Genomic DNA, 23,060 nt, shown 5'->3' on the forward strand with positions numbered 1-23,060 from the left:
AAAATGGCAAAGGCCCGCCCCTGCCGTGAATCGGCGGGCGCGTAGCTCAGTGGTAGAGCACACCCTTCACACGGGTGGGGTCGCAAGTTCAATCCTTGCCGCGCCCACCATTTTTCAATGACTTAGATGACCGAGCTGCTCGTCGTATGAAACGAGTATGAAAAAGTTCGGAGTCGAAATTTCAAGGCTTCTTCCTAAAGGAGACGTTCGCCGTATCAATTTACCCCCCTTGCAAGCGGAATCAAATTCTGCCGACAACCAAAACCATTCGCTCACCGCAAACGAGAAGATCAATTCTTAGAGCGGTTTCCACACGAACCGCCTCGGTAGGACTGCGGCGGCGTTGCGATTCAGACTTTCTGTTGGTGGAGGAGGCCAGCGTTGCTGGCACGAACACTTCCACTAGACCCTCGCACAGAGTTGTTGCCGCGATCGACGTCGGCTTGAGTTGTCACCCGGCGGCGGCTCGCTTTGAGGTCATGGTTTCTCCCGCGATCCGCAAGAGACAACGTGCGTTGTGACGTGATGGAGTGGACGGCCCCTTGCACCAGCGTAGCTGTACAATGATGCGCCTGTTACATATCCGTGTGTAGACGCCCCCTACGGCGCAAGAGTGTTTTTAGCTAGCGATGAGCATCGGTCGGGGGCATCTAGGTGTTCGGCCTGTTCGCGCAGCACCGTATGGCTACTAGCCTGATGAAGTCCGCAGGCCGGCCCTCTAATCACGTCATCGCGCTCGAAGCGATGTGATCCCTAGGTTTTGCCGGCCCCGGTCTGACCGGTTCGTCATCACTACTCACCGACCCCTGCGCCATACGCCATCCTGCCGCCGGGCATCATCCGGCGGTGCGGACGACGGTCACACGGCTGGCGCCGCGTAGACTTCCTTGCGCGACATAACCGGCCACGCAATGCGCGCTGCTTTGCTAGCGAGCGCGACCGTCGCGATCTTCGCAGGCTTGCGTTCGAAGAACTGCGGCCATCTACGGCTGCGGTTCAGCGCTTTTGCGCATCATGCGCATCGCTGCAGTCGCGCCGACCACGAGCAGCCGTCCCAAGTAGCCATCACTTGGTGATACCGCCCAGTCGTTCTTTGCCGCCGGAGCTGTTCGCTCGAGGCCTGAGCCCAAGCCATGCCGCAAACTGTCGCCCTGATCGGAACTGAGAAGCAGCTGGCACCGCCGCTGATATGGCCGACGCGGCGATCGGACAGACGCCCGGGATCATGACGAACCGCAGGCTCGTCTCATCGGCGCGGTGCCATTCGAACATCTGCGCCTCTAACCGTCGACCTCACTGGCTGACCCCGGCTACGATAATGTACTCAGCCAGGTGCCCTCGCAAGGTGTTGATGGGTCACCTGTCGCACCATCAGGCTGCGGCTCTTGTGGAGCATCAATACCGCCTGCTGTTCAACGGTCTTCACCGCGAGACTAACCGCATCTTCGGACGTGTCACCGCCGCCGCCATCACGTCACTTGGAGCAAAACCAGCCTGTGGCCAAGCCGCGGGGCGGTGACCGGTGACATTCAGAAAAGATCGAAGCGTATCGCGGCTTCATTCAGGAGCTGATTGCCGAACAGGGCGATATGACACTGGTCAAGGTTCAGGCACGACTGATCGAGCGCGGCGCCAGTCGGGATCGGCACAGTGCATCGGCTGTTCATGCGTCACGTCACACAGAGCTAAGTCCGCAATGTCGTAGATTTCTCCCGCTTTCGGCGTTAGAGCTAGAGAACCTCACGTCCGCAATCATAACACGCCACCGGAAGTGAGTTTCCTCCAGTGCTCTTCACGAAAGCCTCTCCAAAGTGACAATGTTATTGAGCAAAGAAATTCCTGAAAGATGTCGACACAAAACTAGGATCGCCGGATCATACCCAGCAAACCCCATGGTTCTGGCATTCCTTCTGTCCTGGCCATTGCAGCTAAACTTTCAAGTAGCGCGCCTCAACTCTGAACCTGTCATTCAGAAATGTGCGAAGGTCTACCTTCAAGAATTATCGTCTTACTTTCTAAATAGGGCAATAGACCTTCAACCCCCCCCTCACGTCCGACTCCAGACTGCTTGAATCCACCAAACGCGATGCTGAAATCGGTGCGGAAATTGTTGTGACCGACGGTACCCGACCTCAATCTCCGCGCAGCCTTGTAAGCCCGGTCTGGATCGTTGGTAAAAACCGAGTTGTTGAGACCGTAAATCGTGTCATTCGCAAGATCAATCGCGTGCCCTTCGTTGTCTGCAGCGATTACGCTCAGTACTGGTCCAAACAGCTCCTCGCGTGCGAGGGTGGAATCATTCTCGACGTTGCCGAAAACAGTAGGCTCTATGAAGAAGCCTCGGTTCAAATGCGCAGGCCGCTTTCCGCCAACTGCTAGTTTCGCACCCTCGCTGATTCCGGTTTGGATCAACCGTTCGATCCGGTCGAGCTGGCGCTGCATAGCAATTGGCCCAATTTCCGAGCCCGAATCGAATGGGTCGCCTACGGTGATTTCCCCAAATCGTGCACTGAGAGCATCTACCAGGTCATCATGCCGGTTCCGACCAACGATAATTCTGGTAAGCGATGAACACACTTGCCCCGACATCAGACATGTAGGGCCGACAAGGGCCTCCGCAACCTCATTCACATCATAATCATCAAGGACTACCGCCGCTGACTTGCCTCCCAATTCAAGCGTGAAGCGCGTGATCTTGTCGCCGCAGATGCTCGCAATTCTTTTACCCGCGGCCGTCGATCCTGTGAAACTTATCTTGTCGATATCGGGATGCCGAACGAGAAGTTCGGAAACTTCCCGGTCAGCTGTAATGACATTGATTACGCCAGGCGGAATGCCGACCGCCTCTGCAATTTCAGCCATTATATAGGCTGAGCTTGGGGCTTCCGGTGAAGCCTTGATGATGCAAGTGCAGCCAGCAAGAAGAGCTGGTGCTAATTTGTTGGCAATAAGATTAATAGGCGCGTTCCATGGCACAATGATACCAACCACGCCAACTGGCTCTCGCACGAGCAAACCGAGTTCTCCGCCAGCCTGCGGAACGTGCCTTTCCTCAAACTGGAAAGTGTCTGCCAGATCAGCATGATACGCGTAAACGCTGCCCATACTGCCCGCAAAGAACTGCGCCGTGGAATGAAGAATTCCCATCTCATTAGGCCAAGTCTGGGCTACGTCGGCAGCTCTGCCATCAAGCCCGTCAGCTATTGCTCGCAAATAGTCCGCTCGTTCTGCATGGGACATAAGCGGCCAGGGGCCTAGGTCGAACGCAGAACGCGCAGATGCGACAGCTCTGCGCATGTCCGCTTCCTGCGCCTCAGCCACACTGACATAAAGCATCTCGGTCGCCGGTGCAATCACGTCAAACTTACTATCGGAAGAAGGAGTTATCCACTCTCCTCCGATAAATAGCTGATGATGATGACCGAAGGGCACAGCAGAATTACCATGAGTATTCAAGACACTTTCCTTACGAATGTGAAAACGCGTATTTACCCAAACTTCGAAACCGAAATACATGAAAATGCTTTATTGAGCCGGCTGGCCCTAGCGGACCAACCGGACCCAATTTTAGTAACGGTAGCTTAAAGATACGCCATATGTGGCTGGCTCCCCAGTGTAGCGACCGATCGTGTCAAAGGAAGCGACAACATTGGTCCAATAATACTCATTAAATACGTTGTTACCAAAGATTGAAATGCGCCAAGTATCATTGGCCGACGATATCCCTGCCCGAAGATCGACCGTCGTGTAGCTATCGATAACAAAAGGATTTCCAACCGCCGATTCGGTAATCGTGGGCGTCTGAAAGTCACCCCCAATAATCGCAACTGTGCTAGAACGGTAACTCACAGACCCGCCTATGAAGCCATCAATTGAATTAGAAAGCCGAGTTTCGTAATCAAAATTGCCGGAAACTTGGTATTTCGGCGTAAAGGGGACACGCGTGTCATCAAAGGATGCCACGACCCCCGCAGCATTAATACCCGTGAAGTCTTTGATTTGTGCATCTGTGTAATTGAACGCGACCGATGTAGTCAGACCGGGCGCCGGACTGCCAGAGAGCTCTACTTCGAAGCCGAGCACTTCAGAAGAAGGGATGTTCTGTAAAACATCGAGAATGCCAAAAGGCGCTGCAAGCCGCTTCGAACGAATTTGTTTATCAGTATAGTCATAAAAATAACCTGCAGCAGCGATATTCATTGCTCCGTCGAAGACACCAGCCTTGAGACCTGCTTCGTAAGATAGAACTGACTCCTGCTTGACCGGGAGGAAGGCAGTAAATGTCGTTGCCGATACTGCTGGGTAACTACCAGCCTTATATCCCCTCGCCAAATTGCCATAAAACAAAAGATCCGGCGTAGGGCTCCAATCAAGCCCAACACGCCATGAGATATTGTCCTCGTCTAGCGAGTCGGCGAAGGCGCCTGGGGCGAAAGGAGCCACGCCGTTTATCGTTTCCCCTTGATCATTAATCGTATAACATGCGCCAGTGGGATAGGGGCCAAGGGCTCCGCCCAAAAGAATGTCATAGAAGAAACTTCCCGTATCTCCGGTGGCTGAAACGTCTCTCGAGCAAAGCTCTGCATCGCGTTCTGACTGGGTATAGCGAGCACCAGCTTTGAGAGTCAGCGTATTCGAAAATTCATATTCGAAATTGCCAAAGAAGGCGTAGTTTGTCATTTCTTGATTGGCAAAGTAGTTGACCCCGCAGTCAGGAAAGAACAGCGGTGCGGTCGAAGAGTCCGGACAGCTTACTTCAAGCAACTGATCAACTTCGCTAAGCTCAAGATTGGCACCTAGCAGCCAGCGGAATGCGCTACCCCCATCATTGGCGATGCGAAGCTCCTGCGCAAAGCTGTTGATTTCGCCAATGTCTGTGATCAGATCGAGCGACACGGCCCGCAAACCGTCACCCTCTTGAGCCTGATCCTGCTTATAATGAACAAATGAACTTAAGGATGTCAGCGTAATTGAATCGCTAACATCGATGTCTGCGCGAAGTCCCGCCTGGACCATGTCATTGCTTTTACGCGGGAGTCCTGGCGTCCAGTCGGCGGCACGCGGATTGAGTGGCGAGAATTGTTCAGCGGCTACTGCGGGCCCAAGCGTAAGCTGCTGCGGGTTGGTCGCTACATATTGCGGCGATAATGTTTCGCCGCCTTCATGCCAACCATTCAAGTTCAGTTGAAAGCGAAGGCCGTCGGACGGCTCGAAATCAAGCAGGAGCCGGCCAGCGATAACTTCGCGCTCGCCATTGCGATCATTGGGCCGTGTATTGCTGATTTGCCACCCGTCGGCACGTTCATACCTGCCTGCAACGCGGGCACGTAGGGTATCGCTCAGCGGACCGCTGATAAATCCTTCTGCGGTCACTTCATTGAAACGCCCATATGACAAATTGATTCCCGCCTGAAGATCAAAGGTCGGCTTGGCTGCAATATAGTTGATTGCGCCGCCGGTGGCGTTTTGGCCGAAAAGGGTTCCCTGCGGCCCCTTAAGAACTTCAATCCGCTCGAGATCGAAAGCGGAATTAGCAGCCGTCGCCGGAAAGGAAAGCGGCATTTCGTCAATGTAAATAGGCACGGTCGGATATGCACCAAGTGATGTTTCATAAAAGCCGACCCCGCGCAGGGTGTAAACCGGTGTGCTGTTTGCGGTTGGCGTGAACGAGAGCCCAGGAATGGACTGCGCGATGTCCTCAAGCGAAACGATGCCCCGCTCTTGTAGCGCATCGCCAGTCACAACGGAAACCGCCAGACCAACATCGTTTAGGTCCTGCTCTCGCTTGTTCGCTGTCACCACTATGGCATTGCCGCTCAACGGCGCATCCGTGGCCCCTTCTTCCGGAATCGCTTGCGCAAGGGCGGATGTCGAAAATGCCATCGCAAGAATAGAGGATGTGACAGAGAATCCAGCCACTTTGCATAAATTCCGATCGGTCATAGTGCGCGAAATCATTCTAATCTCCCTAGATTATGTTATTTTTTAACATCGTGACAAAGAGCACACCATGTCGATCCCCATGCCCGTGTGTCCGATTGTTTTGAACGTTTATGCGGCCCACCCATTTACGTATGTCCCGCAGACGGGGGACGCCTTGGATACTAACAGCTATCCAAAAGCACTCGTCGCTCCCCGCAAGCCGACTATTGCGTGATACAAACAAGACGCACCACAAGCTTTGAAGCCCAGGCGGTCGTCAGTCCCCTGTAGCGGGGACAGACTCTTGGGAGGATCCAGGGATAGTCACTTCGAACATCAAACAGCTGAGGAGCCCGAGGCAATGACAGCCCAATTGATGGTTAAGTCGACGCTGATAGACCCCAACGCACGCGATGCATTTGATCAATGGTATGGCGAAGACCATCTGCCGCAAGCCGCCCGTGCCTTTTCACCCAGCCGTTGTTGGCGAGCGTGGAGCGATCAGGACCCTACAATTCACTATGCTTTCTATGAGTTCGCTGAACCATCTCAGATCGCAGATATGATGGCGAGCAGGACCTTTGCTGATTTAGTCGATGATTTTTCACAAAAATGGGATGGTAAGGTGATCCGCGTCAGAGACGTCACCACTCGAGTTCAACTCATAGACGCCAGTCCATCCTGACGACACCGACATAATGATCTATCTTTCACTTTTATAGGATTTGACATGAGCACAACGCCCACAAAGTCAGCAATCGTAACCGGAGGAGGCAGCGGAATCGGTGCGTCCGTTGCCCTAGATCTCAGCCAATCTGGCTATAGAATCACAATTGCCGACCTGGACGACGCTGGTGCCAACAAGATCATCGCGCAGATCAACAATGAAGGTGGTGTTGCGCAGTTCATCAGAACAGATGTTTCGCAGGAAAGCGATGTTATCGCCTTGGTCGAGGCCGCTGTAAGCTCATATGGGAAGCTGGATGCTGCCTGTAACGCGGCTGGCATCCCCCAGCGCGGTAAAGTGCTGCATGAGTTGAGCGCGGACGAATGGGACCGATGTCTGGATATCAATCTGCGCGGTCTGTTTTTGTGTAATAAGTATCAATTGATCGCCATGGTAGAAGCTGGTGGCGGCTCGATCGTCAATGTCGCATCGACTTGTTCGATGGTGGCGGTGCAAAACGCTGCCGAATATTGTGCCAGCAAGGCCGGCGTTCTGGGACTGGTTCGCGGCATCGCTCTTGACTACGCGACCAAGGGCATTCGCATCAACGCAGTCCTTCCCGGGGGCACCAAAACGCCCATGTTGACGAGCGCGGTGGAAACCGATCCGACGCTTGAGGCGGCACTAGTGGCGGTGCATCCCATGAATCGCTTCTGCGAACCGGGGGAAGTCGGCTCCGCAATCAAGTGGCTGCTGTCCGATGAAGCCAGCTTCGTAACCGGGGCCTCACTTGCCGTTGATGGCGGGATGCTGGCGATCTGATATTCGAGACTGGCGGTGCGCGACAAATGCCGCGCACTGCCAGTCTCAACACTATTCGTCGTAGCTCGCACTGGTCTGAGCAGCAATTTCCTCTCGCGTCACATTCGGCGCGATCTCGGACAAACGGAAACGCCCGGTACTTAGCTGACGCTCAAAAACGCCAAGATCGGTGATAAGCATATCGACCACCGCTTTCCCGGTGAGCGGCAGGCTACATTGCTGCACGAATTTCGGTTCTCCGCCTTTGTTACAATGATCCATAGTTACGATAACGCGCTTGACCCCCGCGACGAGGTCCATAGCGCCTCCCATGCCCTTGATCATCTTACCTGGAATCATCCAGTTGGCGATATCCCCACGCTCAGATACTTCCAACGCGCCCAGAATGGTAAGATCGATATGTCCTCCGCGGATCATCGCAAAACTTTCAGCAGACCCGAAGTAGGCGGATGAAGGCAATTCAGAGATCGTCTGTTTGCCCGCATTGATAAGGTCGGCATCCTCCTCACCCTCCAGAGGGAAAGGGCCAATGCCCAGCATACCGTTTTCCGATTGCAGCGTGACGTTTGTGGCATCGGAAATGTTGTTAGCCACAAGGGTGGGAATACCGATACCCAGATTGACGTAAAATCCATCTTCAAGTTCAGCAGCGGCTCTGGCCGCAATCTCATTGCGCGTCCATGGCATTAAGCAGCCTCCTTTGTCCTGACGGTGCGAAACTCGATTTTCTTTTCATAGGGCGCACCGCATATCAGTCTCTTGACGTAAATCCCGGGCAAATGAACGGCGTCGGGTTCGATCGACCCAACAGGCACAATCCCCTCAACCTCTGCAACGCAAAGCGGCGCGGCTGTGGCCATCACTTGATTGAAATTGCGGGCCGTCTTGCGGAATATCATATTACCTGCGTCATCCGCTTTCCAACCCTTAATCAGCGCAAGATCGCCACGTATGCTGCGTTCCATGATATATTCCTGACCAGCAAACTCGCGCGTTTCTTTACCTTCGGCGACCTGCGTGCCGACCCCTGTTCTGGTGAAAAAAGCAGGAATTCCCGCACCGCCTGCGCGGCAGCGCTCTGCAAGCGTGCCTTGCGGACAAAATTCCACTTCCAATTCGCCAGCCAAGTATTGCCGGGCGAATTCCTTGTTCTCACCCACATAGCTTGAAATCATCTTGCGAATCTGGCCGGTCCGCAAAAGCTGGCCTAAACCTTCGCCATCAATTCCGGCATTGTTGGATACGACGGTCAGGTTGCGAACACCTGCATCTCTAACTGCATTGATCAGTCTTTCAGGAATACCGCACAAGCCAAAGCCACCAACGCACAAAGTCATGTCATCATGCAGCAATCCGGCAAGCGCCTCGGTCGCATTCGCATATTTCCGACTCATCGCCTTTATCCCTTCACAGCTTCGAGAACCGAGACCGCGCTGTTGACCGCGCCGCCACCCAAATTAAGGCACAGGCCGAGGTCAGGCACTTGCCCAAGCTGCATGTCGCCTGCTTCCCCGAGCAATTGCCTTGCGATCATCACGTGCATCGATACGCCTGTGGCACCGACCGGATGCCCCTTGGCTTTCAGCCCACCTGACGGGTTAATCGGCAAGCGGCCATCGCGCTGCGTCTGTCCTTCCCTGACAACCGCTGAACCCTGTCCGCGTTCGGCCAGCCCAAGCGCTTCGACACATAGCAGTTCCGCAATTGTAAAGCAGTCATGCACTTCCGCGATATCGACATCAGAAACCGTAATGCCCGCTTTCTGATAAGCGCGCTGCACAGCCAATGTCGGCCCTTCAAACAGTTCGAGACGTTTGGCCGACAGGGGAAGGTAATCGCTAACCATCTCTGCAGCGCGGAAACCAACGGCTTTCTGAAACGAGCTCAGAACGTCGCGGTGAGCGATGACGACCGCAGCAGCGCCATCGGAGATCAGCGAGCAATCGCTTAGCTTCAGCGGATCTGCAATCAGCGGATTGCGGTCCGAAACCGACATGCAGAAGTCCAGATCAACCGACTTGCGCATATGCGCGAGCGGATTGCGCAATGCGTTGGAGTGGTTCTTGACGGCAATATGCGCCATCGCTTCAGCAGGATCTTCATAGGCGTTTGCATAGGCCTGCGCGAACTGCGCAAAGATCTGAGGGAAGCTCATGCCAGCTTCTTCGGCCTGATAGCTTGCCCCGCCCAATGCGGTGGTCACGCCTTGCGTATCGAGCGCGCTCATCTTTTCCGCACCGACAACAAGAGCTATCTTGCAACGGCCGCTATTGACCGCATCGAGCGCGGAGTAAATCGCGGCGCTACCCGAAGCACAGGCGTTTTCGCACCTGATGGCCGACTTGAATCGCAATCCCGGATCAGTGTGCAGAATCATCGAGGAACAGAAACCATCGGGCACCATTCCGGAATTGAAATGGCCTAGCCAGACACCTTCGATGTCAGCGCCCTCCACGCCTGCACCAGCCATTGCCTGGCTGGCGGCCTCATGGATCAGCGATTCCAGATCAAGCGCGTCATGCTTCCCAAACGGAGTATGACCCCAACCCACGATGAAGGCGTCCACGATAATCTCCAAAATTCGAGTGCTTCCAAGACAGGCACTGGCAGTTCAAATCAGCCCTGGCTCGATTGCCCCCGCATGTCTGTCCCGCCTTGCAGGGACACCGGCCATCGCGCGCCTGCCGGACCGGGGCTGCCCGGCTGGATACTCCGGAATCCGCCGGGCTACCCTATGCCGCTTAAGCCGCACTTAGAGCTTTGTTCAGGATCATGTCTGCCGCTTTTTCCGCGATCATCATCACCGTGGAATTGGTGTTTGAACTGACAACCGCGGGCATCACGGATGCATCCACGACCCGGAGCCCTTCAACACCATTGACCTGCAATTGCGGGTTAACCACCGCCTTGGGATCAGACCCCATGCGGCAGGTGCTGGTCGCATGATAAATGCTGTTTGAGGTGTTGCGGATATATTGATCCAGATCCTCGTCCGACTGGACGTTCTCACCTGGCTCGTATTCCGTGCCACGGAATTCGTCGAATGCGGATGTTGCAATAAGTTCTCGTGCAATTCTCAGCGCATCGCGCGCCGTTCGCAGGTCTTCAGGGTCTGAAAAGTAATTCGGATCAATCAGCGGATCGGCAAACGGATCGGCAGATGCGATTTTTACAGAGCCCCGACTGCGTGGGCGAGAAATATTCGCCGACGCCATGAAACCATGTTCCTGGATGACCTTTCTTCCATGATCCTCGTAAAGCAGGTTCAGAAAGTGGAACTGAATGTCAGGATATTCCAGCTCCGCACGAGTCTTGAAAAACGCCATAGCTTCAAGCCCGTTAGACAATGTCGGCCCGGTTTTGAAGAGCGCATACTGCATCAAAGCCAATGTGGCTTTGAACGGTTGTGTGAACGGTAATGCAGACCAAGGTTTCGTCATACGCTGTTTGATCATGAAACAGGCATGGTCTTGCAGGCCTTCGCCTACACCCGGCGCCTCGGCTACGACGGAAATGCCATGCTTTCTAAGCAGTTCAGGTTCGCCAATACCCGAAAGCTGGAGCAATTGCGGTGAGTTTACGGCACCGCCTGAGAGGATGATTTCGCCCTCGGTCTTGATCACTTCGCGGCGGCCTCTTTGCATATATTCAATGCCGGTCGCACGCTTGCCATCCATCACGATGCGGGTCGCATGGGCTCCGGTAATCACCTGCAGATTGCTGCGCTCAAGGGCTTCCTTCAAATAGGTCGAAGACGCGCTCTGCCTCACACCGTCTGCAAAATTTGCATCCGGCCGGCCAATACCCTCTTGCGAAGCACCATTGAGATCCTCACTCACTGGATAGCCCGCGCTCTCAGCAGCCTTGAACCAAGCCTGCCCTACCGGGGACATTTCCTCCACCGGGGCTGCGGTCGTCACTCGGATGGGGCCTGAGCTGCCATGATATTGCGTATCGCCTTGTGAATGGCTTTCCAGCTTGCGGAAATAGGGCAGGCAATCGTCGTAGGACCATCCGGTCGCGCCAGACTGCGCCCATCCGTCGTAATCTCCCTGATTTCCGCGAAGGAATACAAGCCCGTTGATCGTGCTCGAACCACCCAGAACCTTGCCTCGGGGAAAGTACATTGTCCGGCCATTCAATCCAGGCTGAGGGACTGTTTCATAGTTCCAGTTGCCGATCCCCGCTTTCATGATCCCGAAAAAACCAGCCGGCATCCTGTAAAGGACGTTGCTGTCCTTACCCCCTGCCTCCAGCAAGGTGACACGAACAGTCGGATCGGCGCTGAGCCGATTGGCAAGAATGCACCCGGCGGACCCCGCCCCCACGATTATATAGTCAGTCACGATCAAGCGCCTCTCAGTTTTTTGGGCATTCTTATCATTGCAAGAGCATCGCCCCACGAAGAATGCATTGGTACTCATGCAAGCTGTCACGGATTGACGACAGGCACATTCCGGCATCTTCGCGAAATCTACGCAGCGGATATGTCCCCGGCACAGGGGACTTCGTCAAATAGGCATTTCAGATAGCCTGTGGGCAATCATCCGGAGTCCCGGTTGGGCTGCTTAATTCGGAATTGTTGTCAGTCATGATCCAGGAAAACAGCGCGACTTTGAACGGCTTGCGCGTTCTTGAAATCGGCCATTTTGTCGCTGCTCCGTTTTGCACACGGTTGCTTGGTGATTTGGGGGCTGATGTCATAAAGATCGAGCCCCACTCCGGCGACCCTGTTCGCCAGTGGGGCGAGCAAGTAGAAGGCCGGTCTTTGTGGTGGTCTATTCATGGCCGCAACAAGCGCAGCCTCGCGTTGAACCTGAAGGCGCCCCAGGCACAAGAGATTGTATTACGCCTAGTGGCCGATTGCGACGTGGTGGTCGAAAACTTCCGCCCCGGCCAGCTGGAGAAAATGGGCCTAAGCGACGAGGTTTTGCGCGGCACCCGCAAGGATCTGATTATCGCGCATGTATCGGGATATGGGCAAACCGGCCCTTGGCGCGATCGTGCCGCATTTGGCGTTATTGGCGAGGCGGTTGGCGGTTTGCGTTACCTTACCAACCACCCACCAGGGACATTTGATCTGCCCCCAGTGCGGGTGGGCGTTAGTATCGGCGATTCCATTGCCGGACTCTATGCCGCCTTTGGCATCATGGCCGCTCTTTGGCAGCGCGACCGCGCGGATGGTGATGGAAAATCCCGCAGCCTGGACGTTGCGCTGACCGAAAGCGTGTTCTCGATGATGGAGGCTATGCTTCCTGAATATGGCAAGCTGGGTAAGATCAAGCAGCCAACAGGGGGCGGAATAGCCACTGCGGCACCTTCCAATGCCTATCCCACCGCCGACGGGAATTTTGTACTTATCGCCGCAAATTCAGAACCACTGTTTAAACGACTAGCACAATTGCTAGGCAAGCCAGAACTCATCGAAGACCCGCGCTTTAACGGCAACCGCGCCCGCGTTGAGAACGCAGCCGTCCTCGATCAAATCATCTCAGACTGGTCCAGCAATTTTGACGCACGAGAGCTGCAGGCCATGCTGGACACATCAGATATTCCAGCGTCGAAAACCTACACTGCTGCGGATGCGGCACAGGACGAACAATACCGCTTCCGCAAAATGGTGCGAGAGGTCCAAGATCCTAACCTTGGCGAAGTGCTCCACACCGGCATTGTTCCCCACATCCCTGAAAGCCCCGGAACGATCCGCTGGGCGGGGCCTGATATCGGACAACACAGTGCCGAAATCCTTAGCGACGCGGGATATTCCCCCACCGAAATCGATACCCTCAAAGGTCAGGGAGTAATCCGATGACAACCAGCCAGGCCGCCACCATTGTCGAAGTAGGGCCGCGTGATGGGTTTCAGTCAATCGCGCAGCAGATCCCCACTGCGCGTAAAATTGACTTCATCCAGCGTCTGTATGACTGTGGAATCAGGCGAGTCGAAGCCACCGCCTTCGTCAGCGAAACAGCTGTTCCGCAACTTGCCGATGCGGCAGAAGTTATGGCAGCAGCCGAGGCTCTGCCAGGCATGGACGCTCAGGTGCTGGTACCAAACCTTCGCCATGCAGAACGCGCGCTTGCCGCTGGTTCCAAACATCTCGCCTTCGTTTTGTCCGCTTCCGAAAAACACAATCGCAGCAATGTCCGCCGGGCACCCTTTGAATCGGTTGAGGAATATGCCCGCATCGTCGATCTGCTTCCACAAGGAACCGCGTTGCGGCTAAACGTCGCCACAGCATTTGACTGCCCCTACGACGGCGCCATGGAACCTGACACAACTTTCGCTCTGCTTGATGCCCTGATCGACATAAAGCCTGACGCCGAAATCTGCCCTTGCGACACAACCGGCCGCGTCACGCCTGATCGTGTGGGGGCTCTGCTTTCACAAGCAATTAGGCGATACCCCCAGGTGAAGTCCTGGGCCTATCACGGTCACGACACTTATGGTCTTGGCCTCGCCAATGTGCTCGCCGCCTGGCAAGCCGGAGTGCGCACAATTGATGCAGCATTTGCCGGGCTTGGCGGCTGCCCATTCGCACCGGGCGCAACTGGTAATGTTTCTACCGAAGACGTCGTCTGGATGTTTGAGGCGATGAATGTTTCGACCGGCATCGACATTGCTGCACTGGTCCCTGTTGCATGCGATGGTGCATCAATTCCGGGCGGCGTTGCCGGTGGGCGCGTGCGCGATGCGCTTAATCCTGCAAAACCATGTGAGGATGCAACCTCGTGAATGCGCCGCGCACGATATTTCAGAAGATATGGGATGCCCATAAGGTCACGCAGCTGACCGGCGACAATGTCCTGCTGTATATTGACCGGCATCTGGTTAACGAAGTCACGAGCCCGCAGGCCTTCGAAGGATTGCGTCAGGCCGGACGGAATGTCTTTCGCCCCCACGCCACAATTGCAGTCGCTGATCACAACGTGCCAACCCAAGAACGACACTTGCCAATTGCCGACGAAAACAGCCGCTTGCAGGTTCAAGCACTAGAACAGAATGTGGCTGAATTTGGCATCCCCTATGTTCCGCTGCTGCATAAATCGCAAGGGATCGTGCACGTTATCGGTCCCGATCTCGGACTGACTTTACCGGGTCTTACGATTGTATGCGGTGACAGCCACACATCGACACATGGAGCTTTTGGGGCATTGGCTTTTGGCATTGGTACTTCGGAGGCCGAACATGTGCTCGCAACCCAGACGCTGATTCAAAAGCCAGCGAAGAACATGCTTGTTCGTGTAACGGGTGAACTTCCCACCGGCACAACAGCCAAAGACTTAATTCTGGCGCTGATTGGCGAGATCGGCACGGATGGAGCCACTGGGCATGTCATCGAATATGCTGGTGATGCGATCACATCGTTGGACATGGCCGGACGCATGACGGTTTGCAACATGTCGATCGAAGCTGGCGCGCGCGCCGGGCTAATTGCCCCCGACGACACGACATTCGCCTATCTGGAGGGACGCGCACTGGTCCCTTCCGGCAAAGCTTTCGATGACGCAGTCGCTAATTGGCGTGAGCTATGCTCTGATGAGGGTGCAATGTATGACAGGGTGATCGAGTTCGATGCGGCTTCGGTCACACCAATGGTGACTTGGGGCACAACACCCGAAGCGGTAGTAGGCGTGGCTGGGACAATTCCTGACCCCTCCTCCCTGCCCAGCCCAGCTGATGCATCGCAAGCGCGCAACATGCTGGCCTATATGGGTCTTGAGAGCGGCACACCACTGGAAGGCCTTCCCATTAATGTCGTATTTATAGGCAGCTGTACCAACAGCCGGATCGAAGATCTGCGAGCCGCAGCGGCCATTGCCGCCAATCGCAAAGTTGCACCCGGCGTCCGTGCGCTGGTTGTACCCGGATCAGGAGCAATCAAACTGCAGGCGGAGGAGGAAGGGCTAGACCAGATCTTCCGCTCCGCTGGATTTGAATGGCGCGAGGCTGGTTGCTCGATGTGCCTGGACGGAAACCCCGACAAGCTCAGTCCAGGCGAACGCTGCGCATCCACGTCGAATCGCAATTTCGAAGGGCGGCAGGGCCCAGGCGGTAGAACTCATTTAATGTCGCCGGCCATGGCTGCCGCTGCCGCCGTTACTGGCACAATCACCGATGTCAGAAAGTTGAGCTGATGGTTGGCTTTGAAAGAATAAAAGCCGTTGCAGCCCCGCTCGCACAAGCCAATGTCGATACGGACAAAATACTAGCTGCCGAACATCTGAAAACCATTTCGCGCACAGGGCTGGGTTCGAAACTGTTCTCAACCATGCGCTATGATGCGAAGGGTGAGGAAAAACCGGACTTCATTCTCAATCGGTCGCCATGGCGCAAAGCCGGCATATTGATTGCAGGTGAGAATTTTGGCTGCGGCTCCAGCCGGGAACACGCACCATGGGCACTTAGCGAGTTTGGCATAGCCTGCATTATCGCCCCTAGTTTTGCCGATATATTCTACAATAATTGTTTTAAGAACTTCATGCTTCCAATTACGCTGGACCAAAGCGTCATTGAAATTCTTCTGTCAGAGGCTGGTAATCCGGCGACCTGCCAGATGGCGATAGATTTACCCACTCAGACAATTTCTCGCAGCAACGGTACCATCGTCCATTTCGACATCGAGCCGGACCGTAAGACGGCACTACTGAATGGGATCGATGAAATTAGCAGCAGCCTGCAATTCAAGGCAGACATTCTTGAGTGGGAACGCGAAGCTAAGGTCATTTCTCCCACGATACCCGCAGATATCGCCATACGATAAAATGGTGCCTGCACTGACACAGGACCTCTCACCACACGCAGAGCTTGGCAGCAGCCTAGCAGCCTTAGGAGCCGCATAATGGATTCAGATCCAGACCTCTCATTTCAATGGCTGCATATCGCCTATCGAGAATCCACGAAGTTCGTTGAGACATATGGCTTTTCGGGCAATCAGGGGATGATAAACCTTGAAGGAGTGTTGATCCGTCCTCGGAACCGTCCCTCTTCTACATTGCTGATCTTCATGCATCCTGCATCAACGCTCCAATTGCTCCCCGTTCCGCGGGAAGCGGCACGAGCTGGCGCACATGTACTTTGCGCGGGTAGCCGTTACGCTCGCAACGATACCGCAGCAATTCTTGAGAATGTGCTTCTTGATCTAGGCGCCTATATTAGGCACGCAAGGCAAGAACTTGGTTACGAAAAGGTCGTCCTGGTCGGTTGGTCAGGTGGTGGCTCCCTTTCATTATTTTACCAAGCACAGGCCGAAAATCCGACCATCACCCACACCCCTGCCGGCGACCTGGTTAACATTCTTGGTGGTGATTTGATTCCCGCTGATGCTATAGTATTTCAAGCCGCTCATATCTCTCGCGCGCAATTGTTACTCGACATCATCGATCCGTCCGTTCGCGATGAGCTCAATCCGGATGACCGCGACCTAGAGCTGGACATTTACAACCCGGAGAACCCCAATCAGCCCCCTTACGGCACGGCCTTCATTGAAAAATATCGCCGCGCACAATTGGCGCGAATCCGAAAGATTACGGCAACAGTCAAAGACACACTGGCAATGTTGCGTGCCAAAGACAGCCCGGAAATGGAACGCGGCTTTATCACGCACCGCACATTGGCCGATCCAAGATTTCTCGACCCAACGCTTGATCCAAACGATCGTAGAATCGGCTGGTGCTATCTCGGCAATCCTGAGACGGTGAATTCTGGCCCCGTTGGCCTCGCCCGTTTTTCCACCTTGCGCGCGTGGCTTTCGCAGTGGTCGATCGATGACAGCAATGCCGACGGCGTAAAATGCGCCGCGCAGATCAGTGTCCCGTTATTGGCTATTGAGAACACCGCGGATGACGCCGTGCCGCAGCCGCATGCGCGCAGAATTTTTGATGCAGCAACCAGCAGCGATAAGAGCTTTCACGTCATGAAAGGCGCAACGCATTACTATGCCGGTCAGCCAGGTCACTTGCGCAAGGTAACTGATCTGACACAAAAATGGCTGGTTGAGCGCAAGCTGATCGCGGACTAATCGCGCAAAACACCAGATTCTGAAAGAGCCCAAGGCGGTTGTAATTCAGGAGCCCACGCTGCTCCTTTCCTTTTACCAATGCACCTGAAGGTTGCGCAGTCCGCGAAATGATGTGTTAGGCAGATAATCCGGCACCTGATCGGGAACCAAGCGAAGGTCTGGCAGCCGGCGCGCTAATTGCCGAATCATCGTTTCGATCTCAATGCGTGCTAGCGTCGCACCAAGGCAAAAATGCGCGCCAATTCCAAAACTGGTGTGCTGGCCGGCATTGGTCCTGCCCGGATCGAAAATTTCGGGCTGGTCAAACCGTTCGGGGTCGCGATTGGCGGCGCCGAAATGCAGCAGAACATGGCCACCTTTGGGAATTGCCACGCCATCCAGTTCCACATCTTCTTTCGCAAGGCGGCGCCATGCCTGAACTGGGGGATCGAAGCGCAGCCCTTCTTCTACCACTTTGGCTATCTCGACGCTTCCATTGACGATTCCTTTCCAAAGTTCCTGGTCGGCAAGGATATTCGACAGGATATTTGCCGATGCACTGGACGTTGTTTCATGCCCGGCAAACAGCAAATTGAAGGTAACCGCAATGATGTCACGGATCGTCGCAACTGAATCGTCACCATCGCGCTGAGCTAGGACCGCGCTAGGATAATCGTCCGCAGGGTTATCGATACGCGAATTAACCAAGCGCTTAGTATAACGGAAGAATTCGAGCGCACCTTTCGTTAGGCGGATTTGATCCTCCTCGGTAGGTCGTCCCCAAAGCAGCACCACACGGCTATCGGCATATTCCTTCACCTGCGGCACATCCTCATCAGGAATGCCCAACAGACGAAAAAGGACAAGCGCCGGCACTTCCCAGGTAAGCCCCGTCGCAAGGTCGGCAGGCGGCCCTTGCTCGACCATCTTGTCAATCTGAGCGGATACTGTCGCCTCAACAAAAGGTTGTAGGCTTTTGAGCCGATTGGGCTTAAGTGGTTCGCCAAAGAATTTGCGACAATGCGGGTGGCTTGGAGTATCGTTATTAACCAGCAATCCTGGCACGTCGAATTCGGAATTGGCGATCATATCGCGCGCACGAGGGCTTAACGGCGTCAGCGGGTCGGAAACAATTCGCGGCGAGAAACGAGCCGTATCGCGCAGCACGGCGCGAACAGTTTGATATCGAGTAACTACCCAACTGTCGATCTCTGGCGAGTAAAATACAGGTTCTTTTTCTCGCATTTTTGCAAGAGAAGGATAAGGATCGCGGAGAAATCCGGGCGCGAAAGGATCGAAGCTCTTAGCCAGTGCGGAGACGTTCGCCTTGCTTGATTCTGCTTTTTCTGAAGCCAAAAGACGCATTTTAATTCCTTTAAGAATTTACTGCTCAGGCCCTGCTGACTACACTGATCCCACGTCAAAGCTGGTCCCACCCAAAAGGGACAGCCTTTGCGCCGCCGAACTGCTTTGTGACGCCATTAGGATTCCTAATCTTGAGATGAGGCTGAGGAATGAGTGAATTTAAGCCAAATATGATTGATGCCGTGCCAGCGAACGCGCAAAGTTGGCGTCGAGTCGTCACGGGCGAGAAGATTGGCCGCTCTTTGGTTTCAATAGACGATGGTGAATGTCCGTTCCAAATGTCGGTTGAGGGCGCCGAATCCATCGTGGTCACAGATTTGTGGCGCACAGGAGTCGAGCTAGGCTTCGCGCCAGATGGCCCGGAAATGTGCTCTAAACCCCTGGTATTTGGACCGCCCGAAGGCGGCACCGTGGCGCAGATGCTCGAATGGCCTCCTGACACACAATTGTTTGGCACTAAAGATCCCGCTGTAGCAAAGAATGTAACGACGCACGCGACTGCCACGATCGACTATGTGCACATCGTCTCGGGCGAAATCTACGTCATGCTGGACGATGACGAGACCCTACTCAGCCCCGGTGATACGTTGGTTCAAAGGGGCACCCGCCACGGTTGGAGCAACCGTGGCGAAAAGCCCTGCATCATGTTTGTCGTGATGGTATCGACAAGCTCTTAGGCCCAGAAGCGAAGGCTGCCCCTAGCTGTGTTGTTTATGCCCCGTAAGTAATGTCAGGCCGCGCATAAACTGGGTGGTTGCTCAAAATACCAAAGCATTAGCTCACGCTGACTGGCGATTTCGAGATGCTGGTAAGCGCGCTTGCGATAGGTCATCACGCTTTCCTTGCCGATGCCGAGATCCGCAGCAATTTCTCGCGATGAGAAGCCGAACAGAATCCTCGCGCATACTTCTGCCTCACGGCGTGAGAGGAGTTGCATCGCGTGAATATTCTCCTCGATTTTGGCAAGCGAAGCGAGAGCATTGAAACCATCAAACCGAGCGGAAATTAGTCCGTGGTGCCGCGCAACCAGGGACACAAGCAGATTCGCAAAGCCCGTCAGATTCTCGACATCGATATCAACCGATTGGTGGTGCAAGCCGCACCGAATCATCCTAATTCCAAACAATGCGCCCTGCCCTTTACCCACAACCAAGATCGAGTGTCGCGGCGAAATGGGAATGGCCCCGCTTTCATTAGCTCGGGGTAAAGTGAACACTTTTACAAGCGCATCCTCAGATGCAAACCGTCGGAACTCACGCCGCACATCGTACGTCGCAAGGCATCCATCAGCAGCGCCTGCGCTTGGTCTGTTGACGGAGCTGTTAATCCGCATCCCGTTTGCGATCTTTTGGAACTCATAACCTTCTTCTTGAAAGATCTCATACTGCTCGGCCTTAGCAACATGCGCTAGAAACGTCATAAGCGCGTCCTCGAATTGAGGGCGGCCAATGACTTCGACTAGCCTTGGTAGAGCGCACTTCGCTCGATGACTCTCGCCTGTCTCGTTCGCCGTAATTTCAACAAATGCCGAAGCCATCTCTCGCTCTCCCAGTTCGTCCGATCGGTTCGTCCGATCGGTTCGTTCGACCTTATGGAAGATATACTTTCATTATGAAACTATTGCAAATAAAAATTTTTCCGGCGGCGCCGACTGTGGGCGAGTTAAGCCTTGCAAGTTGCAGAGAACCCAAGGATAAAGAACCATTGAAAGTATTGGGCGGCGATGGGGCACGAGCTTTTATCCAAGCACAGCTATCGCAACCAGAAAGCCATCCGGAGAGGATGTAATGAAAGCGTCAAATGGCGGGAAAATTTCCGCCCGCGGAAAAGAAATGGTGACATCAGAAGGTGCTGCAACAAGGCCTGTGAAGCACGATCCACATCCGCGCCTCTACCAATTCTCGCCGGAGCATTCTCTACCTCATGCGTTTAGCGTAATCGCCAACCGTGTCAGTCACATGCTGCAGGGAATGTATGGTGAATTGTTCGGAATAACAGTTGCTGACTGGCGGATAATTGCCATCTTGGGATCTAATCATCCGCTGTCGGCAAAGGCGCTTGCTGAATTGACAGCGATGGACCAGGTAAGCGTAAGTCGTGCGATCGATCATCTGACCAACCAGAAGCTCGTCCTACGCGATATTGACCATACCGACAGGCGACGAGTCGCTCTCAGGCTCAGCAGGAGAGGCCAGGAAATCTTCGATAAGGTAATGCCTTTGCTCCATGCATGTGAGAACCGTTTGATCGACGAACTATCGGAAGCCGATGCGGTTACACTTCGCAGGATTATGGGCCTTTTGGTCGATCGCTCCGCAAGGCTGTTTAGCGACAATACCGATTGGCGTCCAATTCTGAATGATGATCAATTATAACTGCCTTCCGCTGCCGCAATCCGCGCGAATGATCCAAGACAATCTGTTTGTTTCAATCATCTCACCAACTTCGGGGATGCGCCCTGGCTTTGAACTGCTTGCCTTTTCAAGGGCCCAAACCCAATCAGCAGCTTGAACGTCGGCGGTTTTCCTGATTCAGAGTCATTTCGGATCATGGGAGATACGCGACGGCGTTGTTCTGGCTTTCGGACGAAGCGTGGGCGGCGATCGAACCGCATCTGCCACGCAATTAACCGGGTGCGCGACGGGTCGATGACCGGCGGGTGATATCGGGCATTCTGCACGTGCTGAAGGTCGGCTGTCGCTGGTGCGATTGTCCGGTCGACAATGGACCATCGACGAAGATCTACAACCCTTTCAATTGCTGCCGGCGGGGCTTCTGGTTGAAGTTGCTCGATGTGCTTATCGATGCCGGTGCCGTGACATGGCAGCACGGCTATCGACAGCACCTATATCAAGGCGCAGCGCTCGGCGTTTGGCGGAAAAGGGGACGCCGCGATCAGACGATCGGCCGCTCGCGCGGAGGCTGGACGACCAAGGTCCACGCGCTCACCGACGTCATCGGCCGCCCCTACTCGCTGATGCTGATGCTCGGCAACATCAGCGACGTGACGGCAGCACCCGCGCTTCTCGAACACGCCGGGCGTATGCGCTACCTGCTCGGCGACAAGGGCTATGATGCTGATCGGTTACGCCGCTCGCTACGCGAAGCAGGCGCCATACCTGTCATACCCAGCCGCAGGAATCGCAAACGCACTGTGCGCTACCACAAGCAGCGACACCGCGAGCGTCATCTCGTCGAAAACGCCTTCTGTCGCCTCAAGGACTTCCGCCGCGTCGCCACTCGCTACGATAAGCTCGCAGCCAAATTCCTCTCGGCGTGGCGCTCGCCATAGCGGTCGCATTCTGGCTATGGATGAGTCTGAACCCTAGCAGTCGCTCGGAGCATGTCCTGTCTCTTTGCATCCATGTCCCCAAGTCGCGGGACAGACTTTGTCACAATCCTGATGTCAGTTCACCAAGATGACGAATGACATTTTTAAAGACCCGACAGTGATCTGTTCCAGACGATTTACCCAATGGGTTATATGCAGGACGTATTCTCCGGGTTTCAAGGAGTCCCAGTGACGCATTCCACAAACAAGCGGCAGGGCGAGGTTGCGCTGGTCACTGGTGCAACGACAGGCATTGGTGAGGCTGTTGCTTATGCGCTGGCCGATTTGGGCCTATCTGTCATCGTGAGCGGGCGCCGCATAGATCGGCTAGAAGCGGTGGCCGAAACGATCCGAACCAAAGGCGTAGACGCTCATGTCATGGCATGTGACATCGCAGATGCGTCGGCATTGGAAGCGATGTTTGCCGATATTCGCAGCAAAGTTGGTAAACTGGACATACTCGTCAACAATGCCGGTATGGGATATCAAAGTGATATCGGTGATTTTGAAACCGCCGAGTTAAGCCTTGCGCTTGCCGTAAACGTTACCGGCGCAGCAATTTGTATCCGTGAATCAATTGCATTGATGGAGCATCGACCAGGCACGGCAATCATAACAGTTTCATCTATGGCCGCTCACAGGGTTCCTCCCGGCGGCTTTGGCATCTACTCTGCGACCAAACATGCATTGCGCGCAATTATGGAGGCTTTGCGGATGGAATGCGTCAAGCTTTCTAGCCCGACAAAGATCGCCAGCATTTCCCCGGGCACGGTCGCTACCGAGTTTCACAAACTCTTCGCGCGAAGCGACAAGGATCCTACCGAAAAGCTGCCTTTCGAACGCCTGACGCCCGAGGATGTCGCACGTGCGGTGACTTTTGTTCTCGAAGCTCCGGCCCACGTTCAACTAAACGAGATAATGATCCGACCGATCGGCCAATTGGGGTGAAGAGT

At 54.7% G+C, this 23,060-nt stretch carries 19 protein-coding genes, 1 tRNA gene and 1 pseudogene; 12 read left to right on the plus strand and 9 right to left on the minus strand.

The annotated features are described in order from the left end of the window. The first annotated feature begins 35 nt into the window (after window positions 1-35). Window positions 36-110 (plus strand) — tRNA-Val (locus tag D2V07_RS06575). 749 nt (window positions 111-859) lie between these two features. Here D2V07_RS06575 and D2V07_RS06580 read toward each other — a convergent pair. From D2V07_RS06580 to D2V07_RS06590, 3 genes and pseudogenes are all read right to left on the minus strand, one after another. After that, window positions 860-1,485 (minus strand): annotated as a pseudogene (locus tag D2V07_RS06580) (transposase); the annotation flags it as partial. Between the two features lie 480 nt (window positions 1,486-1,965). Further along, a complete protein-coding gene (locus tag D2V07_RS06585) occupies window positions 1,966-3,516 on the minus strand; it encodes an aldehyde dehydrogenase (RefSeq protein WP_119585898.1) in 1,551 nt (516 codons plus the stop codon). A 51-nt stretch (window positions 3,517-3,567) separates the two neighbouring features. Continuing rightward, entirely contained in the window at window positions 3,568-5,958 is a 2,391-nt protein-coding gene (locus tag D2V07_RS06590) for a TonB-dependent receptor (protein ID WP_119585900.1), read from the minus strand. A gap of 325 nt (window positions 5,959-6,283) precedes the next feature. Here D2V07_RS06590 and D2V07_RS18375 point away from each other — a divergent pair, with 325 nt between their 5' ends. Then, window positions 6,284-6,607, plus strand: a complete 324-nt coding sequence (locus D2V07_RS18375; RefSeq protein ID WP_147366917.1) for a hypothetical protein — start codon at window positions 6,284-6,286, stop codon at window positions 6,605-6,607. Window positions 6,608-6,652: 45 nt separating this feature from the next. Further along, the gene (locus D2V07_RS06595) at window positions 6,653-7,411 is read left to right on the plus strand and encodes an SDR family NAD(P)-dependent oxidoreductase (RefSeq protein WP_119585902.1); all 759 of its coding nucleotides are present in this window, start codon (window positions 6,653-6,655) and stop codon (window positions 7,409-7,411) included. A 51-nt stretch (window positions 7,412-7,462) separates the two neighbouring features. On the opposite strand, the gene D2V07_RS06600 is transcribed toward D2V07_RS06595, so the two are convergent. The 4 genes from D2V07_RS06600 to D2V07_RS06615 form a co-directional block, all read right to left on the minus strand. Further along, the gene (locus D2V07_RS06600) at window positions 7,463-8,098 is read right to left on the minus strand and encodes a 3-oxoacid CoA-transferase subunit B (RefSeq protein ID WP_119585904.1); all 636 of its coding nucleotides are present in this window, start codon (window positions 8,096-8,098) and stop codon (window positions 7,463-7,465) included. Next, complete coding sequence (locus tag D2V07_RS06605; RefSeq protein ID WP_119585906.1) at window positions 8,098-8,805, minus strand: CoA transferase subunit A; 708 nt, start codon at window positions 8,803-8,805, stop codon at window positions 8,098-8,100. The genes D2V07_RS06600 and D2V07_RS06605 overlap by 1 nt, the downstream gene beginning before the upstream one ends. Before the next feature lie 5 nt (window positions 8,806-8,810). Then, window positions 8,811-9,977: a thiolase domain-containing protein gene (locus tag D2V07_RS06610; protein WP_119586141.1), complete on the minus strand. Its 1,167-nt coding sequence runs from the start codon at window positions 9,975-9,977 to the stop codon at window positions 8,811-8,813. Between the two features lie 175 nt (window positions 9,978-10,152). Next, entirely contained in the window at window positions 10,153-11,757 is a 1,605-nt protein-coding gene (locus tag D2V07_RS06615; RefSeq protein ID WP_119586143.1) for a GMC family oxidoreductase, read from the minus strand. A gap of 245 nt (window positions 11,758-12,002) precedes the next feature. Between D2V07_RS06615 and D2V07_RS06620 the strand changes: the two genes are divergently transcribed. The 5 genes from D2V07_RS06620 (at window position 12,003) to D2V07_RS06640 (ending at window position 17,432) form a co-directional block, all read left to right on the plus strand. Beyond that, window positions 12,003-13,223, plus strand: coding sequence for a CaiB/BaiF CoA transferase family protein (locus D2V07_RS06620; RefSeq protein WP_119585908.1), 1,221 nt, complete (start codon window positions 12,003-12,005; stop codon window positions 13,221-13,223). Further along, entirely contained in the window at window positions 13,220-14,146 is a 927-nt protein-coding gene (locus tag D2V07_RS06625; protein WP_119585910.1) for a hydroxymethylglutaryl-CoA lyase, read from the plus strand. Before D2V07_RS06620 ends, D2V07_RS06625 begins: the two co-directional genes overlap by 4 nt. Next, the gene (gene leuC / locus D2V07_RS06630; RefSeq protein ID WP_119585912.1) at window positions 14,143-15,549 is read left to right on the plus strand and encodes a 3-isopropylmalate dehydratase large subunit; all 1,407 of its coding nucleotides are present in this window, start codon (window positions 14,143-14,145) and stop codon (window positions 15,547-15,549) included. Before D2V07_RS06625 ends, leuC begins: the two co-directional genes overlap by 4 nt. Continuing rightward, window positions 15,549-16,175, plus strand: a complete 627-nt coding sequence (leuD, locus tag D2V07_RS06635; RefSeq protein WP_119585914.1) for a 3-isopropylmalate dehydratase small subunit — start codon at window positions 15,549-15,551, stop codon at window positions 16,173-16,175. Before leuC ends, leuD begins: the two co-directional genes overlap by 1 nt. Window positions 16,176-16,253: 78 nt before the next feature. Continuing rightward, window positions 16,254-17,432 (plus strand): alpha/beta hydrolase family protein, encoded by a 1,179-nt coding sequence (locus tag D2V07_RS06640; protein ID WP_119585916.1) that lies wholly within the window; start codon window positions 16,254-16,256, stop codon window positions 17,430-17,432. A gap of 72 nt (window positions 17,433-17,504) precedes the next feature. Here D2V07_RS06640 and D2V07_RS06645 read toward each other — a convergent pair whose 3' ends face one another. Further along, window positions 17,505-18,776, minus strand: coding sequence for a cytochrome P450 (locus D2V07_RS06645; RefSeq protein ID WP_119585918.1), 1,272 nt, complete (start codon window positions 18,774-18,776; stop codon window positions 17,505-17,507). Between the two features lie 149 nt (window positions 18,777-18,925). Here D2V07_RS06645 and D2V07_RS06650 point away from each other — a divergent pair, with 149 nt between their 5' ends. Further along, window positions 18,926-19,453 carry a cupin domain-containing protein gene (locus D2V07_RS06650; RefSeq protein WP_119585920.1) on the plus strand — a complete coding sequence of 176 codons (528 nt, stop codon included), beginning with the start codon at window positions 18,926-18,928 and terminating at the stop codon, window positions 19,451-19,453. 53 nt (window positions 19,454-19,506) lie between these two features. Here D2V07_RS06650 and D2V07_RS06655 read toward each other — a convergent pair whose 3' ends face one another. Then, complete coding sequence (locus D2V07_RS06655; RefSeq protein WP_233548266.1) at window positions 19,507-20,313, minus strand: helix-turn-helix transcriptional regulator; 807 nt, start codon at window positions 20,311-20,313, stop codon at window positions 19,507-19,509. Window positions 20,314-20,563: 250 nt separating this feature from the next. Between D2V07_RS06655 and D2V07_RS06660 the strand changes: the two genes are divergently transcribed. The 3 genes from D2V07_RS06660 (at window position 20,564) to D2V07_RS06670 (ending at window position 23,055) form a co-directional block, all read left to right on the plus strand. Next, on the plus strand, window positions 20,564-21,151 hold the full coding sequence (locus tag D2V07_RS06660) for a MarR family winged helix-turn-helix transcriptional regulator (protein WP_119585924.1): 588 nt from the start codon (window positions 20,564-20,566) through the stop codon (window positions 21,149-21,151). A gap of 305 nt (window positions 21,152-21,456) precedes the next feature. Continuing rightward, window positions 21,457-22,068, plus strand: a complete 612-nt coding sequence (locus D2V07_RS06665; RefSeq protein WP_233548267.1) for an IS5 family transposase — start codon at window positions 21,457-21,459, stop codon at window positions 22,066-22,068. Window positions 22,069-22,296: 228 nt separating this feature from the next. Further along, entirely contained in the window at window positions 22,297-23,055 is a 759-nt protein-coding gene (locus D2V07_RS06670) for an SDR family oxidoreductase (RefSeq protein ID WP_158586779.1), read from the plus strand. The last annotated feature ends 5 nt before the right edge of the window (window positions 23,056-23,060 follow it).

Origin of the sequence: Aurantiacibacter zhengii (assembly GCF_003584125.1) — a bacterium.
In the GTDB taxonomy this organism is placed as follows: Bacteria; Pseudomonadota; Alphaproteobacteria; order Sphingomonadales; family Sphingomonadaceae; genus Alteraurantiacibacter; species Alteraurantiacibacter zhengii.

Coding starts and splice junctions, on each gene's coding strand:
- D2V07_RS06585 (WP_119585898.1), bottom strand. CDS start 3,516: ATGTATTTCGGTTTCGAAGTTTGGGTAAATACGCGTTTTCACATTCGT.
- D2V07_RS06590 (WP_119585900.1), bottom strand. CDS start 5,958: ATGATTTCGCGCACTATGACCGATCGGAATTTATGCAAAGTGGCTGGA.
- D2V07_RS18375 (WP_147366917.1), top strand. CDS start 6,284: ATGACAGCCCAATTGATGGTTAAGTCGACGCTGATAGACCCCAACGCA.
- D2V07_RS06595 (WP_119585902.1), top strand. CDS start 6,653: ATGAGCACAACGCCCACAAAGTCAGCAATCGTAACCGGAGGAGGCAGC.
- D2V07_RS06600 (WP_119585904.1), bottom strand. CDS start 8,098: ATGCCATGGACGCGCAATGAGATTGCGGCCAGAGCCGCTGCTGAACTT.
- D2V07_RS06605 (WP_119585906.1), bottom strand. CDS start 8,805: ATGAGTCGGAAATATGCGAATGCGACCGAGGCGCTTGCCGGATTGCTG.
- D2V07_RS06620 (WP_119585908.1), top strand. CDS start 12,003: ATGATCCAGGAAAACAGCGCGACTTTGAACGGCTTGCGCGTTCTTGAA.
- D2V07_RS06625 (WP_119585910.1), top strand. CDS start 13,220: ATGACAACCAGCCAGGCCGCCACCATTGTCGAAGTAGGGCCGCGTGAT.
- leuD (WP_119585914.1), top strand. CDS start 15,549: ATGGTTGGCTTTGAAAGAATAAAAGCCGTTGCAGCCCCGCTCGCACAA.
- D2V07_RS06640 (WP_119585916.1), top strand. CDS start 16,254: ATGGATTCAGATCCAGACCTCTCATTTCAATGGCTGCATATCGCCTAT.
- D2V07_RS06645 (WP_119585918.1), bottom strand. CDS start 18,776: ATGCGTCTTTTGGCTTCAGAAAAAGCAGAATCAAGCAAGGCGAACGTC.
- D2V07_RS06650 (WP_119585920.1), top strand. CDS start 18,926: ATGAGTGAATTTAAGCCAAATATGATTGATGCCGTGCCAGCGAACGCG.
- D2V07_RS06655 (WP_233548266.1), bottom strand. CDS start 20,313: ATGGCTTCGGCATTTGTTGAAATTACGGCGAACGAGACAGGCGAGAGT.
- D2V07_RS06660 (WP_119585924.1), top strand. CDS start 20,564: ATGAAAGCGTCAAATGGCGGGAAAATTTCCGCCCGCGGAAAAGAAATG.